General features: G+C 60.3%; 14 protein-coding genes and 1 pseudogene. 1 reads left to right on the forward strand and 14 read right to left on the reverse strand.

Annotation, left to right across the window (positions count from 1 at the left end):
• Positions 1-40: 40 nt before the first annotated feature.
• The 5 genes from AC6ROY_RS01570 to AC6ROY_RS01590 all read right to left on the reverse strand — a co-directional run bounded on the left by AC6ROY_RS01570 (position 41) and on the right by AC6ROY_RS01590 (position 4932).
• Positions 41-964 carry a 5'-3' exonuclease gene (locus AC6ROY_RS01570; RefSeq protein ID WP_500098198.1) on the reverse strand — a complete coding sequence of 308 codons (924 nt, stop codon included), beginning with the start codon at positions 962-964 and terminating at the stop codon, positions 41-43.
• Between the two features lie 166 nt (positions 965-1130).
• Entirely contained in the window at positions 1131-1868 is a 738-nt protein-coding gene (locus AC6ROY_RS01575) for a spermidine synthase (protein ID WP_500098199.1), read from the reverse strand.
• Positions 1869-1978: 110 nt separating this feature from the next.
• Positions 1979-3184, reverse strand: a complete 1206-nt coding sequence (locus tag AC6ROY_RS01580) for an aminotransferase class I/II-fold pyridoxal phosphate-dependent enzyme (RefSeq protein WP_500098200.1) — start codon at positions 3182-3184, stop codon at positions 1979-1981.
• A 257-nt stretch (positions 3185-3441) separates the two neighbouring features.
• Complete coding sequence (locus AC6ROY_RS01585; RefSeq protein WP_500098201.1) at positions 3442-4476, reverse strand: site-2 protease family protein; 1035 nt, start codon at positions 4474-4476, stop codon at positions 3442-3444.
• Between the two features lie 81 nt (positions 4477-4557).
• Positions 4558-4932, reverse strand: a complete 375-nt coding sequence (locus tag AC6ROY_RS01590) for an arsenate reductase family protein (protein WP_500098202.1) — start codon at positions 4930-4932, stop codon at positions 4558-4560.
• A gap of 209 nt (positions 4933-5141) precedes the next feature.
• On the opposite strand from AC6ROY_RS01590, the gene AC6ROY_RS01595 reads away from it, so the two are divergent.
• Positions 5142-5903: a YdcF family protein gene (locus AC6ROY_RS01595; protein WP_500098203.1), complete on the forward strand. Its 762-nt coding sequence runs from the start codon at positions 5142-5144 to the stop codon at positions 5901-5903.
• Positions 5904-6092: 189 nt separating this feature from the next.
• Here AC6ROY_RS01595 and AC6ROY_RS01600 read toward each other — a convergent pair whose 3' ends face one another.
• The 9 genes and pseudogenes from AC6ROY_RS01600 to AC6ROY_RS01640 all read right to left on the reverse strand — a co-directional run bounded on the left by AC6ROY_RS01600 (position 6093) and on the right by AC6ROY_RS01640 (position 15211).
• Positions 6093-7016, reverse strand: coding sequence for an RluA family pseudouridine synthase (locus AC6ROY_RS01600; RefSeq protein ID WP_500098204.1), 924 nt, complete (start codon positions 7014-7016; stop codon positions 6093-6095).
• Positions 7013-7582: a cob(I)yrinic acid a,c-diamide adenosyltransferase gene (locus AC6ROY_RS01605; protein ID WP_500098205.1), complete on the reverse strand. Its 570-nt coding sequence runs from the start codon at positions 7580-7582 to the stop codon at positions 7013-7015. The genes AC6ROY_RS01600 and AC6ROY_RS01605 overlap by 4 nt, the downstream gene beginning before the upstream one ends.
• Positions 7583-7613: 31 nt before the next feature.
• Complete coding sequence (locus AC6ROY_RS01610; protein WP_500098288.1) at positions 7614-9290, reverse strand: cobyric acid synthase; 1677 nt, start codon at positions 9288-9290, stop codon at positions 7614-7616.
• A 282-nt stretch (positions 9291-9572) separates the two neighbouring features.
• Positions 9573-10622: pseudogene (gene cobD / locus AC6ROY_RS01615) on the reverse strand (threonine-phosphate decarboxylase CobD); the annotation flags it as partial.
• Positions 10623-10628: 6 nt separating this feature from the next.
• Positions 10629-11642 carry an adenosylcobinamide-GDP ribazoletransferase gene (locus AC6ROY_RS01620; protein ID WP_500098206.1) on the reverse strand — a complete coding sequence of 338 codons (1014 nt, stop codon included), beginning with the start codon at positions 11640-11642 and terminating at the stop codon, positions 10629-10631.
• On the reverse strand, positions 11624-12601 hold the full coding sequence (gene cbiB / locus AC6ROY_RS01625; RefSeq protein ID WP_500098207.1) for an adenosylcobinamide-phosphate synthase CbiB: 978 nt from the start codon (positions 12599-12601) through the stop codon (positions 11624-11626). Before cbiB ends, AC6ROY_RS01620 begins: the two co-directional genes overlap by 19 nt.
• A 48-nt stretch (positions 12602-12649) precedes the next feature.
• Complete coding sequence (gene cobU / locus AC6ROY_RS01630; protein ID WP_500098208.1) at positions 12650-13195, reverse strand: bifunctional adenosylcobinamide kinase/adenosylcobinamide-phosphate guanylyltransferase; 546 nt, start codon at positions 13193-13195, stop codon at positions 12650-12652.
• Entirely contained in the window at positions 13192-14427 is a 1236-nt protein-coding gene (gene cobT, locus AC6ROY_RS01635; RefSeq protein ID WP_500098209.1) for a nicotinate-nucleotide--dimethylbenzimidazole phosphoribosyltransferase, read from the reverse strand. Before cobT ends, cobU begins: the two co-directional genes overlap by 4 nt.
• Positions 14420-15211, reverse strand: a complete 792-nt coding sequence (locus AC6ROY_RS01640; protein ID WP_500098289.1) for an ABC transporter ATP-binding protein — start codon at positions 15209-15211, stop codon at positions 14420-14422. Before AC6ROY_RS01640 ends, cobT begins: the two co-directional genes overlap by 8 nt.
• Between the last annotated feature and the right edge of the window lie 128 nt (positions 15212-15339).

Genomic DNA, 15339 nt, shown 5'->3' on the forward strand with positions numbered 1-15339 from the left:
CACATCCGGCGGGTTGGCCTTGCTGCTGCGAGTTGCCCCGCTACGATACGGCTGTCAGCCGCTCAATTTCCTTCACCAGACTGTTAAACTCCAGCTCCGTGAACTTCTCATGCACCTTGCGGGCATCAGGCCGCCACAAGCTGTCCTCTACCGCACAATCCACCGGCGCTTCGCAAGAAATGGTCGCCAGCTCCCGGCACAGGTGCAGCATGTCCAGATCAGCCGTAATTTTGGCCTGAACGGATTTTGTCAGCAGCTCCAGATTGGCAATAATGCCGTCGATGGAGCCGTGCTCCAGCAGCAGCTTGACCGCCGTTTTCTCGCCAATTCCTTTCACACCCGGATAGTTGTCGCTTGTGTCGCCGATCAAGCCCTTCAGATCAATGAACTGCGCAGCCGTCAATTGCTTCTCCGCGAGCAGCGTTTCCGGGTCGTACACCGCGTAGTTGGACGCGCCTTTTTTCATAATGATGACCTTCACACGCTCGGTGACCAGCTGCAGCATATCATGGTCGCCTGTCAGCACATGGACGTTCATATCCAGCTGAGCCCCAAATTTGCGGGACAACGTGCCAATACAGTCATCCGCCTCATAACCCGGAACACCGACATTTGGAATGTCGAAGCTGGACACGACTTCCTTCACCAGCTCAAATTGCGGGATCAGCTCAGCCGGAGCATCCGGGCGATTCGCTTTATAACCGGCGAATTTCTCCGTACGAAACGTCTGGCTGCCCAAATCCCAACAGCAGATGACATGTGTCGGCTTAAACGTCCTGATCGCATCAAGCAAATATTTGACGAAGCCGAATATCGCGTTCGTTGGCACGCCGGCACTCGTTTTGCGGATAAAGCCGCCATACGAATTGGCATAAAACCCGCGGAACAGCAAGGCCATGCCATCCACAAGCAGCACATTGTTCCGGGAGACTGCCGCAGCATCGACAGGTGAGAAAGTTTCCATAGCAGGTATCGCTCCAAACATTTTTTTAGTTCAGTATACCACAGATCGCAGCCCCTCCGACCTTTCCCAGAATGTGGGGTCGGCACGCAATGCTGGACTCTTCGCGAAATTTGACTGCACTGCCCCGGACCTTACCAGATAAATGAAACCATCGTCCTGCAGCCGGCTAATCACGGATGACGTAGCCGACTCCCGGCTCCATTTCGCGAAAGCCCGCCATACGTCTGGCTTGGTAAGCAATCGGCTTGTCACTGGCCATGATTACAATGTTGCGAACGTCGACGGCTCCGGCAGCAGGCAGGGAAAATGGCCGGACATAGGCATAGGATTCGCCCAAGGTCGTCAGCAAGGCATGAATGCGCGGGTCGTGCTCGCCTTTGCCCATCACATTCATCAGTACCGCCCCTCCTGGCTGCAGCTTGTCACGGGTTAGCGTGAAAAATTCAGTCGACAGCAGCGAACGCGGCGTGCCTTGCTCGGTAAATGCATCGACCACGATATAATCGTAGGCTTGAGGCTTCTCGCCTGTCAGCACAGTACGTCCGTCGCCGATCACGACATTGTCGAGGCTGTACCCAAACCAGCTGCGGCTGATTTCCACAACCTGCTCGCTCACCTCCGCTACCTTGCACTGCTTCCCCGCCAGATGGCGGGCCATCGTTCCCGTCCCATGTCCGATAATAAAAACATCCTCAAACGCCGGCGTATGCACAGCCATCAAATGCAGCAGCGCTCTGGGGTATTCCAGCACAATCCGCTCAGGCTGCTCCAAATCCAGCGCTCCTTGCACGTCCCCATCGGCAAATTGCAGCAAGCGAAACTTGCCCCGCTCGCCATACAGCTCCTCGGTATCGTAGACAGCCGCCTGCTGCTCGTCCCCCGTGTATTTATAACGGAGTTCCACCGTTCACACCTCCTGTCTTCCTGCTTTCCCCGCAAAACAACAGCAACCAGACGAAGTGACCGCCCGGTTGCGTGAACAATGAACAGTCTTTCATCCTGCTTCAGTCGGGCTCAGCCCTGCTCGCGAACAGCCTTGTCTTGACGAATCGCGTTCAAAAAAGCGCCGATGCGCCGCACCGCTTCCAGCAGTCGCGCTTCCTCCTGTACAAGCGCAATTCTGACATATCCTTCGCCCTCCTGGCCGAATGCGTCGCCCGGAATAACGACAACACCGGCGTTAACCAGCATTTCCCGGGAAATTTGTCGAGATGTCCAGCCCGGCGGAATCGGCGCCCAAATAAACATAGAAGCCTTAGGCTTGCGAATTTCCCAACCTAGCTCGCGCAGTCCGTCAATCACAAGATCGCGCCGCCGCTCATACAGGGCTGCTACGGACTGGCTGCCCGGCTCCATATCTTCCTTCATCGCTTCGATTCCGGCGCGTTGTACGGCCAGAAAAACTCCGTAATCAATGTTGGATTTCAAAGTCCGCAAAGCCCGCACCACATCCGGCTGACCGACCATATACGCAATTCGGCAGCCTGCCATGTTGAAGCTTTTGGACAGCGAGTGAAATTCGACGGCAACCTCACGGGCTCCTTCGACCTCAAGAATACTGGGGGGTCGAAAACCGTCAAAGGCCATTTCCGAATAAGCGACATCATGCACAAGCAGCAGCCCATGCTGACGGGCGAAATCGACAAGCCGTTCAAAAAACGGCAGCGTCGCTACTGCGGAAAGCGGGTTGCTCGGATAATTTAACAGCATAAACTTCGCCTTCTGCAGCACTGACGCCGGAATTTGATCCAGCTGAGGCAAATAATCATTCGCTTCCCGGAGCGGGATAAGGTACGGCTCCACCCCGGCCAAGACAAGGCTGGCTGCATAAATCGGGTACCCCGGATCAGGCACCAGCGCGATATCCCCCGGATCGGTGACGGCTAATGCCAAATGCGCCAGCCCGTCCTGCGAGCCCATCAGCGCCACAACCTCCGTCTCCGGGTCCAGCGTAACGTCAAACCGGTGCTTGTACCAGGCGGCGACCGTCTGGCGAAACTCCGGCGTGCCGACCGTCCCCGGATATCCGTACTGCATCGGGTCGAGTGCTGACGCGCTAAGCGCTTCCCGAACCCGCGCCGACGGCCCCCGGTCAGGACTGCCAATGCCCAGGTCGATCACATCGACGCCTTGCGCAATCGCCTCCTGCTTCCACTGCGCAACTTCAGAAAAAATGGCCGAACCAAGTTCGGCCAGCCGTTTGGACTCCCAACGTTTCATACAATAGCTCTCTCCTCTTGCTTGCTGCCAAGCGTCGCTTGTAGCTCGGACGGTCGCAGGGCTACATTCCCTGTGCGGCTCCGCTTCCTTTACTTCAAGGGCTCCGGGCACTTCGCTCACGCCTGTTTTGCCGTATTTGCTCTTGCTCCTGCCTGCTTCGCCTTTTCGCACCGGTCCTGGCGTGCCTTTTATCGCACCGGTCCTGCCACGTCCGGCCAACCTTCGTACATGCCGTCAATGCTAAGCCTGATCAATCATTAACGGCCCAAAAAACCAACGCCGGACAGCTCATGAACAGCAAACATCATTAGCAGCAGCGCCGCTGCCAGCGAAAGGTAGCCAATTCCGAATCTCCATCTCGTGGCAGGCGAAACGTCGTAATACACATCATTTTCATACGGCGAATACTCGACCTTGCAATGGATCGCCAGCTGCAAGCCGTCTTCCTTCTGCACCTTCTCGACCCCTGTCGCATAGGCACGATGAATGAGGCTCTGCTGCACCATCGGCACCGTCCCGTGAAACTGCAGTGTATCCCAGTAAAGCTCCACACGCTGCGTTTCATCCTCCAGCTCGGAATACGTGGCAAAACTCAGCTCGCGTTTATGCTCAGGACCCGGAATCATGATGCCTTGCTCCAGCAGCGGCTCGGCGGGCGCCATAAAGGTCAGAGCAACCTGCCGAAGCTCGCCCGGCTTGCCGTGTTTCCGATTTTTCACATATTTCACGTACAAATCATACGCAAACATGGCCCATATAATCGCCAGCAGCCAGCTTTGGAGCAGAACAATGACGACCAGTCCGCCAATGAGCCCCACCAGCCAAAGCCAGCGGGTAACTGCCGTAGCAATACGTCCGCCATCCAGCGGATGGATCGGCAGCAAATTCAGCAGGTTGAGAAAAAAACCGGTATAAGCCAAGCTGTACAACAGCCCGCTATCCAGCAAATAGGCAGCTGCAAAAACAACAGCTGCGCCAATCGCGCCGACAAGCGGGCCGCCCATCGCCACATAAGCTTCCGTAGCGGCGTCACGCGGATGACGCTTCATCGTAATCAACGCGCCCAGGAACGGAATAAACACCGGTGCGCTCACCGGCAAGCCTTTCCGCTTCGCCGCCCATACATGCCCCATTTCATGGACGAAGATCAATAGCACAACTCCGACCGCGAACTGCCACGGGAACAAGATCGCATAGGCCCCTACGGACAAAGCCATCGTCACAATCGGCCCTCCGACCTTGCTTAGCTTGAGCAGCGGCAGCAGCGTCTTGAGCTGTGTCAGCAAAAACATGACGGCGGCTCCGATGTACCAAAGCGGGCCTTGTTTGTTACGTTTCGGTTGCTGCTGCACCTTCCCTCCGCACCCCCTTCCTTAGCGGCTCCATGCCGCCTCATACGCCTCCGGCTTAAAGCCAAGCGTCACCTGCCGCCCATCGGTTACAATCGGGCGTTTGATCAGCATGCCATGTGCAGCGAGCAGCCCGATTTTTTCCTGCTGCGACATCCCGGCCAGCTTGTCCTTGAGCTGCAGCTCCTTGTACACCTCGCCGGACGTGTTGAACCACTTCTTGATATCGAGACCGCTCAGCGGAATCAATTGCTCCAGCACCTGCACGCTGGGCGGCGTTTCCTTAATATGAATACGCTCCAGCTCCCAGCCCGCGGTTTGCAGCCATTTGACGGAGCTGCGACATGTTCCGCAGGGCGGGTATTCATAAATGGTCAATGTTCCAGTCGATTCGCTCACCTTGCTCATTCCTTTTCCACAATAATTTTCGGCTATATGAGTAGCCTCAGCTATAAATGCACTCCCTCATTATAACGAGGAAGCTCCGTACGCTGCAAACGCCCCCGCTCCGCTCCGACCCGGAGGTTGAAACTTGTCCTTGCCCTTGCCATAATGGATAGGAATGGAAACCCACCCGCTGGATCTGCGCGTCAGAAAAGGAGCCTGCCATGATTTATGTATTAAAAGCTATGTACAGCTTCCTGCTGCCGCCCGGACTGCTCATCCTGCTGTTGGCGCTGCTGGCGGGATTTATGTTCCTCCGCGTTAGCCGCCGGACCGGACTGCTCGCTGGCTTGGCTGCCCTCCTGTTGTATGCCTGCTCGATTCCGCTGGTTGCGGATGCAGTCATCAGTCGGCTGGAGGACCGTTACGCCCCTCCAGCTCCTGCGATGCTTGAAGGCGATTCCTATGTAGTGCTTGGCGGCGGCTCCCTGGCCGGAGTGCCTCATCCCGCGGGGGAAGGACAGCTGTCCGGTACGACGCTGCAGCGAGTCGTCGCTGCGGTTCAGCTGTACAAGAGCAAGCCGCTGCCCATCGTATTTTCCGGCGGTGAAGTGTACGCGGCCTCCGGCAATGAAGCGCAGCTGTCCAAACGGATGCTGCTTGAGCTGGGCGTTCCGGAGACGCATATTTTGCTCGACGACCAAAGCCGCAGCACGCAGGAAAATGCCCGGCTGACGCACGAAATCTTACAGCGACATCAACTGAGCCGCCCGATTCTGATCACCTCGGCCTTCCATATGGCCCGGGCTGTCCAACATTTTGCCGCCCAGGAGGTACAAGTTACGCCTTACCCGACCGACTACCGGACAAGCCGCGGCGGGCAGCCGCAGTCGCTCACCCGGCTCTGGACGCCGCAAGCGTCGGCACTCGATAACCTGGCCGTCGCGTTGAAGGAATATATGGGCATGCTGCAGGGAAGCAAGTAGGTGGCTGCGCTCCGCGAAATCGAGCCTAGGCATCGTTTGACCCCCGACCTGGTGAATGCCAACGTTTCTTGTACGAAAAAAAACGCAAGCCGTTCCGGACCGGGTCCGGGCTGCCTGCGTTTGATGAACCGGCATAACCGCCGCTGCAGTTGTACGCGAGCGCAAGCAGCGGCAGGCCGAGTCCGTTCCCTAATCTGTCCCCCGCTCCAGCCTGCGCGCGCATTCCAGCATATCTGCCGGAACCGGGGCGTCGAATTCCATCCACTTTCGGAGAATCGGATGCGTCAAGCCAAGCGTCGCGGCATGCAGCGCCTGCCTGTCGATCAGGCCGTTGTCGGCCTCTGGCAAGCCGTACATCCGGTCGCCGACAAGCGGATGGCCCAAATGCTTCATATGCACGCGAATCTGATGGGTGCGCCCCGTTTCCAGCCGGAGCCGGACAAGCGTCGCAGCTTCGAACCGCTGCTCTACGCGAAAGTGCGTGACCGCCCTGTAGCCGCTCTCCGTCACGATCCGTACATGCGGCGCATCCGGGTCGCGGTCAATCGGCGCATCAATCGTGCCTTCCTCCTGCGTTACCCGGCCGTGAACGAGGGCGATATATTCCTTTTTGAGGCCGTTTGCTTGCATTTGCTCCGAAATTTGCTGATGAACATAAGGGTTCTTGGCGATAGCGAGCGCACCTGAGGTTTCCTGATCAAGCCGATGAATCGGCCTGAATCGGAAGCTGGCCCCCTGCTCCTTCCAATAATGAACGACCCCATTCGCCAACGTGCCCGTGTAGTGCCCATGTGTCGGGTGTACGATAATACCGGCCTGCTTGTCCAGCACCAGCAGCTCTTCGTCCTCATACAAAATATGCAGCGGCATCGGCTGAGGCAGTATATCCTCCGAATCCTCCTCCGCCATCCGCGCCGCTACCCGGTCGCCTGCCTGCAGCACAAGGTCAATATATTGGCGCTCGCCGTTGACCGTAATGCCTTGCTCCGTCAGCTTCAGGCGGGAAATGAGCTTGCGCGACAGCCCCATTCGCTTCTGCAGCACGGAACGCAGCACCATACCAGCGTCTTCCAGCGGCACGACATACTCCAGCGGTTTATAGTAGGTTGTCATGTTTTTCTGCGAAACACCTCAGCGCTCCGCACATATTCCACATCCGGCACGCCTGCGCGATGATTCGCCGTCCGGGCCAAGGTGAAAAACAAATCCGACAGCCGGTTCAAATACCGCCGAACCTCTTCATTAATCGGCTGCGTCCGAGCCAGCGTCACCACGCGCCGCTCCGCCCGGCGGCATACGGTCCGGCACACATGAAGCGCCGAAGAAGCCTGACTGCCGCCCGGCAAAATAAACCGTTTAATATCCGGCGTCTCCGCATCGTATTTATCAATCCAGGCCTCCAGCCGGTCGACCATCTCGGCCTTGACCTTATACGGCCGCAGCTCCTGCTTGAGCAACGCCAGATCAGACCCGCAGTCAAATATTTCATGCTGAATTTCCAGCAAATCGGCAAGCAAATCCGCGTCCCGCTCCGGGTCCAAAAAACCCATCGCCTGTCCGACAAAGCAATTCAGCTCATCCGTCGTCCCATACGCCTCAACACGGTCATCGTCCTTGTCTACACGACCGCCGATTACGCCTGTCTGCCCGGCATCGCCGGTTCGGGTATAAATTCGCATCTCTTGATCTCCCCCTCCGGTAGCATTCAGTTTACCTTATCATCTCATACAACCGCGACATATCCAAGCTGCTGCGCACATGCTCCGCCAGCCGATCGAACGCCGCCTCCCGCTGCTCCTGAAAACGAAGCTCCGCCGGGAGCGGCTCCCAGCCCTTCGCCACCCTCAGCTCGTTCAGAAACGCCCGACGGAAATCGTCATTGTGCAGCACGCCGTGCAAATACGTGCCCCAGACGCGCCCGCCCGCCGTCACAACGCCGTCCAGGCTGAACGGCTTCCGGACTGAACGCTCGCTGGCGGCGAGCGCGCCTGTTTCACGCTCACTGCTGGTGAGCCCGTTCGCTTCCTCCGGCCACAGCTTGAAGGCAGGCTCCGCTTGCTCCAGCATCAACGTTCGGCCCATATGAATTTCATAGCCGGCAATCGGGTACGACTCACCCGGAGCCGCATACAGCGTCGTAGTCCCTTCGACACGAACTGTCCGTTTTTCCGCCGCAAATACGGTTTCCGTCGGCAGCAAGCCAAGCCCGGCCAGCTCCGGCCGGTCGGCTTCCACCAGCTCCGGGTCAAGCAGCCTCCGGCCCAGCATCTGATAGCCTGCGCAAATGCCGACCACCCAGCCGCCATCGGCGGCCAGCTGCAAAATCGCGCGGTCCAGACCGGCCTCGCGCAGCCAGATCAGGTCATCAACCGTATTTTTGCTGCCCGGTACAATAACCGCGTCAGGGCGGCCAAATTCAGCCGCGCTCGTTACAAAACGCAGCCGGACATCCGGCTCCTGCAGCAGCGGGTCCACATCCGTGAAGTTCGACAGCCTCGGATGGCGAATGACGACCACATCAAGCCGCTTGCCTTGATGCCGGGCCAAGCTGCCGGGCGAATTGGCAGCCGAGCTGTTCCCCGTGCCTTTGTTTTCTCCTCTGTCAGCGTTCTCGTCCGTTTCGTCGTCTGCGGCTGACTGGATGCCTCGCCCGCTTCCGCCAGCAGCCAGCTTGCGGTCCAACGATGCCGAATCCTCATCCTCCAGCCCCAGATTGGGCAAATACGGAATGACGCCAAGCACCGGCTTGCCGGTACGCGCCTCCAGCCAATCCAGCCCCGGCTTCAGCAGGGTCACATCGCCGCGAAATTTATTGATGATAAACCCTTTGACCCGCGCCCGTTCCTCGTCCGTCAAAATATCCAGCGTGCCGACCAGCGAAGCAAACACTCCGCCTCGGTCAATATCCGCGATCAGCAGCACCGGCGCATCCGCCCAGCCGGCCAGCCGCATGTTGACGATATCCCGGTTTTTGAGATTAACCTCGGCCGGGCTGCCGGCTCCTTCCATCACAACCACATCTGCCGTGCCGCGCAGCCGGTGCAGCGCTTCCTTAACAACAAGCTCGGCCTCCGGCAAATAGTTCTCCCGGTAGGCGCGGGCGGTAAGATCACGGTACGGCTTGCCGTGAACAACAACCTGCGACACCATATCCTTCTTGGGCTTCAGCAAAATCGGATTCATATCCGTCGTCGCCGCGATCCGGCAAGCGTCCGCCTGCATACCCTGCGCCCGGCCGATCTCTTTGCCATCCGGCGTCACGTAGGAGTTCAGAGACATATTTTGCGACTTAAACGGCGCCACCCGGTGGCCGTCCTGCAGCAGGATGCGGCACAATGCCGCTGTCAGCAAGCTTTTGCCGACATCGGACGCCGTACCCTGCAGCATAATCGTCCGCGCGTAGCCTTGAGAGGAAGGAACAGGCGGCACAACCGTTTGCTCCCCACCCGATGACCGCTCCGTCGACGCCATCCCAGCTTCATTCAGGCCTGGCGAGCGCTGCGGCTGTTTCGGAGCCTCGGCTTGCTGCTGCTTCGCCTCTGCCCGCGCTCCCAAACTCGGGTTCGCCGTGACCGACAGCTCGCGCGCGGTCTCACCCAGCCGTGCAGCCTTCTCTGCCTCCGTCGATAACTCGCGCACCGTCTCTCCCAGCAGCACAAGCAGACTGGCGTTGCCGGCTTCCTCCTTCACCGCCAGTCTGCCGTAGAAGCCATCCAGCCCTGCGAAGGTCGAGGCATCACGCAGCAGTACGCCGCGTTTGCCCAGCGCACGCTGCAGCTCAGCAATCCGCAAGCCGAGCGGCCGGGCGGAAAAGAGTATAAAATTGACGTCGCTGTCATAGACGCGAAAGCCTAGCGCGCGCAGGCCGTTCGCCAGCTGCTCGCGTGCCGGAGCAAGCCAGGCGCGTGTACGGCGAGCGTAGGCCTCGTCATCCAGCGCTGCCAAACCGATCCACTGGGCAAGCGCATTAACGCTCCATTGCACCTGCAAAGCCTTCAGCCGGGCGATCAGCTCCGGATGCGCGATCGCATAGCCAAGCCGGATGCCCGGCACCGCATAAAACTTCGTCATCGAACGGATGACGATCAAATGGCTGCCAGCCGCGGCCTCGCGCGCCAGCGTCAACCGCTCCTCATCGGCGGTAAAGTCGAGAAACGCCTCGTCCACAATGACGGTAGCGCCGTCCGCTCCATCAGTCAGCCAGCGGAGCACCGGAACGGACAGCACTCGTCCGGTCGGGTTATTCGGATGGCCGAGAAACAGCACCTCACAATGCTGCGCCGCCTTCTGCAGCGCTTCGAGCGTTGGCTCGAAGCCATCCTGCTCGCAGGTCGGGATATCCGCAACACGCCCGCCTGCCCGGCCTACCGCTTCCCGGTATTCCCCGAAGGAAGGGCTAACCAGCCCGGTTACCGCCGGACGCAGCGCGCGAACGGCCAAATCAATCAGCTCGGCTGCGCCGTTGCCGACCAATACACAGGCGGGCTCGACGCCGTGCTTGGCGGCAAGCCGCGCCGTCAGCTCCCGAACGGCAGGGTCCGGATAATGAACCAGCTCCCGCCACCGCTCCGTCATAATCGCCCTCACCGCATCCGGCGGACCGAGCGGATTCATATTGGAGCTGTAATCAATCAATTGTTCCTTAGGTAAGCCAAACAGCTCGGCCGCCGTCCACAAATCACCGCCATGCCCGTAACGCTCCAGCATTGTCCATCCCATCCCTTCCTACCACTGCGCTGCCAGCTTCAGTAAAACAAGCAGCAGCACAGCTTCCAGCAGCTCATTCAGCGCCCCATACGTATCGCCCGTCAGGCCGCCCAGCTTTGCGTTCAAATAGGCTCCGGCAACCGTGCCTGTCATAACGGTCGCAGCCGCCGTCACCAGCGCCAGCCCCAGACCTTGCCCGGCTGTCAGCGTCAGCCAGCCCAAGCCGACAGGCACGCCGATCGCAGCTGCGCTCAGCAGCGCGGCCGTGGCCGTTGCCGCCAGCACATGTCGGCGTCCCACGCTGCGGAATAACCCGCCAAGGCCTCCGCTGCCCGACGGGACCTCGGTTGGCGCAGCCTCAGCCGGCTCAGTTGCCTGCACGGCCTCAGCCTCAGCCGCTTCCGAACCCGCCTGCACGATCACGGCCTCAGCCTGTTCCGAACCCGCAGCCTTGTCTGCGCCTACGGCCCCTGCGGCCCCCGCCTTCGCCGACTGTCCGGCGCGCGCATAAGGCCAGCCCCAGATCGCCACGACCATAAACCAGCGGCTCCAGATCATCGCCAGCGGCAGCAGCAGCCAGACCGAGCTGCCGACCGTACCGGACTCAGGCAGCAGCTCGGTGAGCAGCGTCCATTTTATCAGCAGCAGCAATATGCCTGCGATAACTCCCATGGCGCCAACGCGGCTGTCCTTCATAATCTCCAGCATTCGCTCCCGCGAGCGGTGGCTCAGCACGCCATCAGCTGTATCCATCAGCCCGTCTAGATGCAGCGCTCCGCTGAGCGCCACCCAACAGGCCAGCACCAGCGCCGCCGTCACCGCAGCTGGCAGCTCCGCCACATCGGCGAGCAGCACGCCGAAGCCTGCGGTCAAGGCCCCAAGCACCCCGCCCGCCAACGGATAAAAAATAACGCTCCGGCGAAACAAAGCGTCATCGTAGTCCAGCCGTACCGGCACCGGCAGCCGGGTTAAAAACTGCAGTGCAGCCGTACAGGCCGCGCCAGTTTGCCGGATTAGACGAGCAGCCCCCATATGAGCAATCCTCCCGCTATCATATAACTTACACCGTACAGCATCCGAACGACAGCCGCAATATCGCTTCGCCGCCGTTCCCGCAAAGGCCAGCCCATCCGCGCACGCTCGCTGATTCGGCCGTGATACACATTCACCCCGCCCAGCTCAATGCCCAGCGCGCCTGCGGCCGCCGACTCCGGGATGCCGCTGTTCGGGCTCGGATGCAGCCGGGCGAAGCGAAATACGGCACGGGCAGCGCGCATGCCGGATAACCCCGGTATAACTGCCGCCCAGCCGATCAACAGCAAGCCGCTCAGACGCGCCGGGATATAGTTAAGCACATCGTCCCAGCGCGCCGAAGCCCAGCCGAAGTCGGCATAGCTGTCATTTTTATAACCAACCATCGAGTCCAGCGTATTCGACGCACGATACAGCAGCGCCAGCGGCGCGCCGCCCAGCAGCGCAAAGCACAGCGGCGACACAAACGCATCGACAATATTTTCCGCCACCGTTTCTACCGTAGCCCGCGTCAGCTCCGGCTCCTCCAGCTTCGTCGTATCGCGTCCGACGATATAGCCCGTATACAAACGCGCCTGCTCCAGGTCGCCGTCCTGAAGCGGCTTATATACCGCCATCGCCGCCTGCTTCAGCCCCTTCACCGCCAGCGTCGTCGAGATCAGCCAAACGTTAGCCGCGTAACCAAGCCACGGATGCACCCAATCCGCCACCCATACAAGGGCAGCCGCAGCCGCAAAGGATAAGCTGATCGTTGACGCCATCAGCCACACTCCGCGCACGCGCAGCGAGCGGGCCGACAGCAAACGATCGGTCGGGCGCAGCCACGCCTCAAGCCGTCCGATCCAGCGTCCGATCACAATAACGGGATGCGGCAGCCATTTCCACGCCGGGTCGCCGATGATCCAGTCGGTCACAATCGCTGCGAGCGCCATCCACAGCGTCTCTTCCCAGCTATACATCCACAAGCGCTGTCCCTCGCCATCTATGTAAGTTCAATGCTGATTTAATTAAAACCGGTAAGCCTGGCTTTTCAGCTCCACCGCAACACCGGACGTAACCAGAAACAGCTGGTCCGCCTCCTGTGCCAGACGCTGGTTCATGCGCCCCGATACGTCACGAAACAATCGGCCCAGCTTGTACTCCGGCACCAGTCCGCTGCCAACCTCGTTCGTCACGAGCACAACCGGCCGCTGGGCCGCCCGAAACGCCTCCGCCAGCGCATCCACCTGCCGCTCCAGCAAAGTCGTCACCTCCGGCTCCGCCTCCAGCCGCAGCAGCCAGTTCGACAGCCACAAGGTCAGACAGTCCACAAGCACAACCGGCTCGTCCGCCTGCCGCAGCGTCTCCGCCAGCGCATACGGCGCTTCGAGCGTGCGCCATATGTAGCCGCGCTGCTCACGCTCCTGCCGATGGAGCGCGATCCGCTGCTCCATCTCCTCGTCATAGGCTTGCGCCGTAGCAATGTACAAGCCTTCAGCACCCAGCGTAGCCGCGTACCGCTCGGCGAAGGAGCTCTTGCCGCTGCGCGCGCCGCCTGTCACCAGCGCCTTCACGGCTTACCGGCGGCACGCTCGTCCGCTTCCTGAGCCGACTGTCCCTGCTCCTTGTTCCTCTCCGCATCGCCCTCATCGCGCTTTTCCTCATGCAGACCAGCCTGGCCCTGCTCACTGTCCGCCTCCGGACCGACCTGACCGTGTCCGCGAGCCTGCGCCTCGGTCCCCTCGGCAGCCGAGCCCTGCGACACGCCCGCATCGGCAAATGTCGCCATTTCCTTCACAATCCGCACCGCCGCTTCAATCAGCGGAAATGCGAGCACCGCACCCGTCCCCTCGCCCAGACGCATGTCCATCCGCAGCATCGGCGTCAGCCCGATTTGCTCCAGCAGCCGCGCATGGCCCTGCTCCTGCGACAAATGCGAAGCGACCATATACGATGTGCTGAGCGGCGCCAGCCGTGCGGCGAGCAAGGCGGCAGCCGACGAGATAAACCCGTCGATGACAACCGGGCAGCGGTGGCGGGCCGCTCCAAGAATGACGCCGACCAGTCCGGCGATTTCGAGTCCGCCAACCTTTGCCAGCACATCAATCGGGTCGCCCGCATCCGGGCTGTTCAGCGCAATCGACCGGCTGATCACCTGCTGCTTATGCCGCAGACGGTCATCATCAATCCCCGTTCCCCGGCCGGTGGCCGCAACCGGATCGGTCTGTCCCAATACCGTCAAAATCGCTGCGCTGGCCGTCGTATTCCCGATGCCCATCTCGCCTGTCGCAAACATTCGATAGCCCTGCTCAGCCAGCTCGCCGACCAGTTCGATCCCGACAGCAATCGCCGCCTCAGCTTCGGCTCTCGTCATCGCCGGACCAACGGCCATATTGGCTGTGCCTTTGCGTACCTTGCGCGACACAAGCTCCGGATGGCTCAAGTCCGCATTGACCCCGATATCGACACAAACGACATCGGCTCCGGCGTGACGCGCCAGCACATTAACCGCTGCACCGCCGTTCAGGAAATTCAATACCATCTGCGGCGTCACCTCGGCCGGGAACGCGCTGACGCCTTCCTCGCACACGCCATGATCGCCAGCCATCACAAGGACGGCCTTCCGCGACAGATCCGGGGTCAGCTCGCCCGTAATGCCTGCAAGCTGCCGAGCCGTTTCCTCCAGACGGCCCAGACTGCCGGGCGGCTTGGTCAGGCTGTCCAGCCGTGCGGCTGCCTTGTGCACAGCCTCAGCGTCCAGCGGAACAATGGCTGACGCGACTTCTTTCCAGTTCGTGCTACTCATCCTGTTTTCCCCCAGTTACTAAAATTTGCGGAACACTGCTGTCCGGATGAGCCAGCACATGCGGACGCGTCCCGTAGACACGCTCCAGCAAATCGGCCTCCAGCACCTCCTGCGGTGCGCCAATGGCCTCGACAGCTCCGCGATGCAGCAGCAGCAGCCGATCCGCATATTGCGCCGCCAAGTTCAGATCATGCAGCACGGAAATAACCGTCATGCCCCGATCCTGCTGCCAGCGGCGAACCTTGTCCATCAGCTCCACCTGGTAGCCGATATCCAGAAATGTTGTCGGCTCATCCAGCAGCAGCAATTGCGGCTCCTGCGCCATCGCCTTGCCCAATGCGACCCGCTGCCGTTCGCCGCCGCTCAGCTGCTCCACGGCCTGATCGCGCAGCGGCTCCAGCTTCAGCGAACCGATGATCTGCTCGATCAGCCCGGCCGAATCGCCTCGTTCGTCGCCGAGCCAATTTTGATAGGGATACCGCCCCATCTCGATCACTTCCTGTACCGTAAATCCGACCGGAGGAAGCGCATCCTGCTGCAGCACGGCGATCTGCCGGGCAAGCGCCTTGCGCGAATAGGCTCCAACCGGCTGACCGTTCAAGGTGATCTGACCGCCGCTGGCCGGCAATACGCCGGACAGCAGCTGCAGCAGCGTCGTCTTGCCGCTGCCGTTCGGGCCGAGAATACATAGCCATTCACCCGGCCGTACCGTAAATTGCACGCCGTCCAGCACGACTCGCGTCCCGTAGCGCTTCTGCAGACGCTCAACCGCCACCTCAATCACGGCTTCCTCCGCCCCCTTCGCACCTCTGATGGACTTCAGCTGAACCTCTTCATTGACACGAAGCCGCTCTGTCCGCCTACTCATTTCTGACCAGCTTCCCCGTCTCCGACTGCCTTTGGCTCCCCTGG

Source organism: Paenibacillus sp. sg306046, from assembly GCF_059821225.1.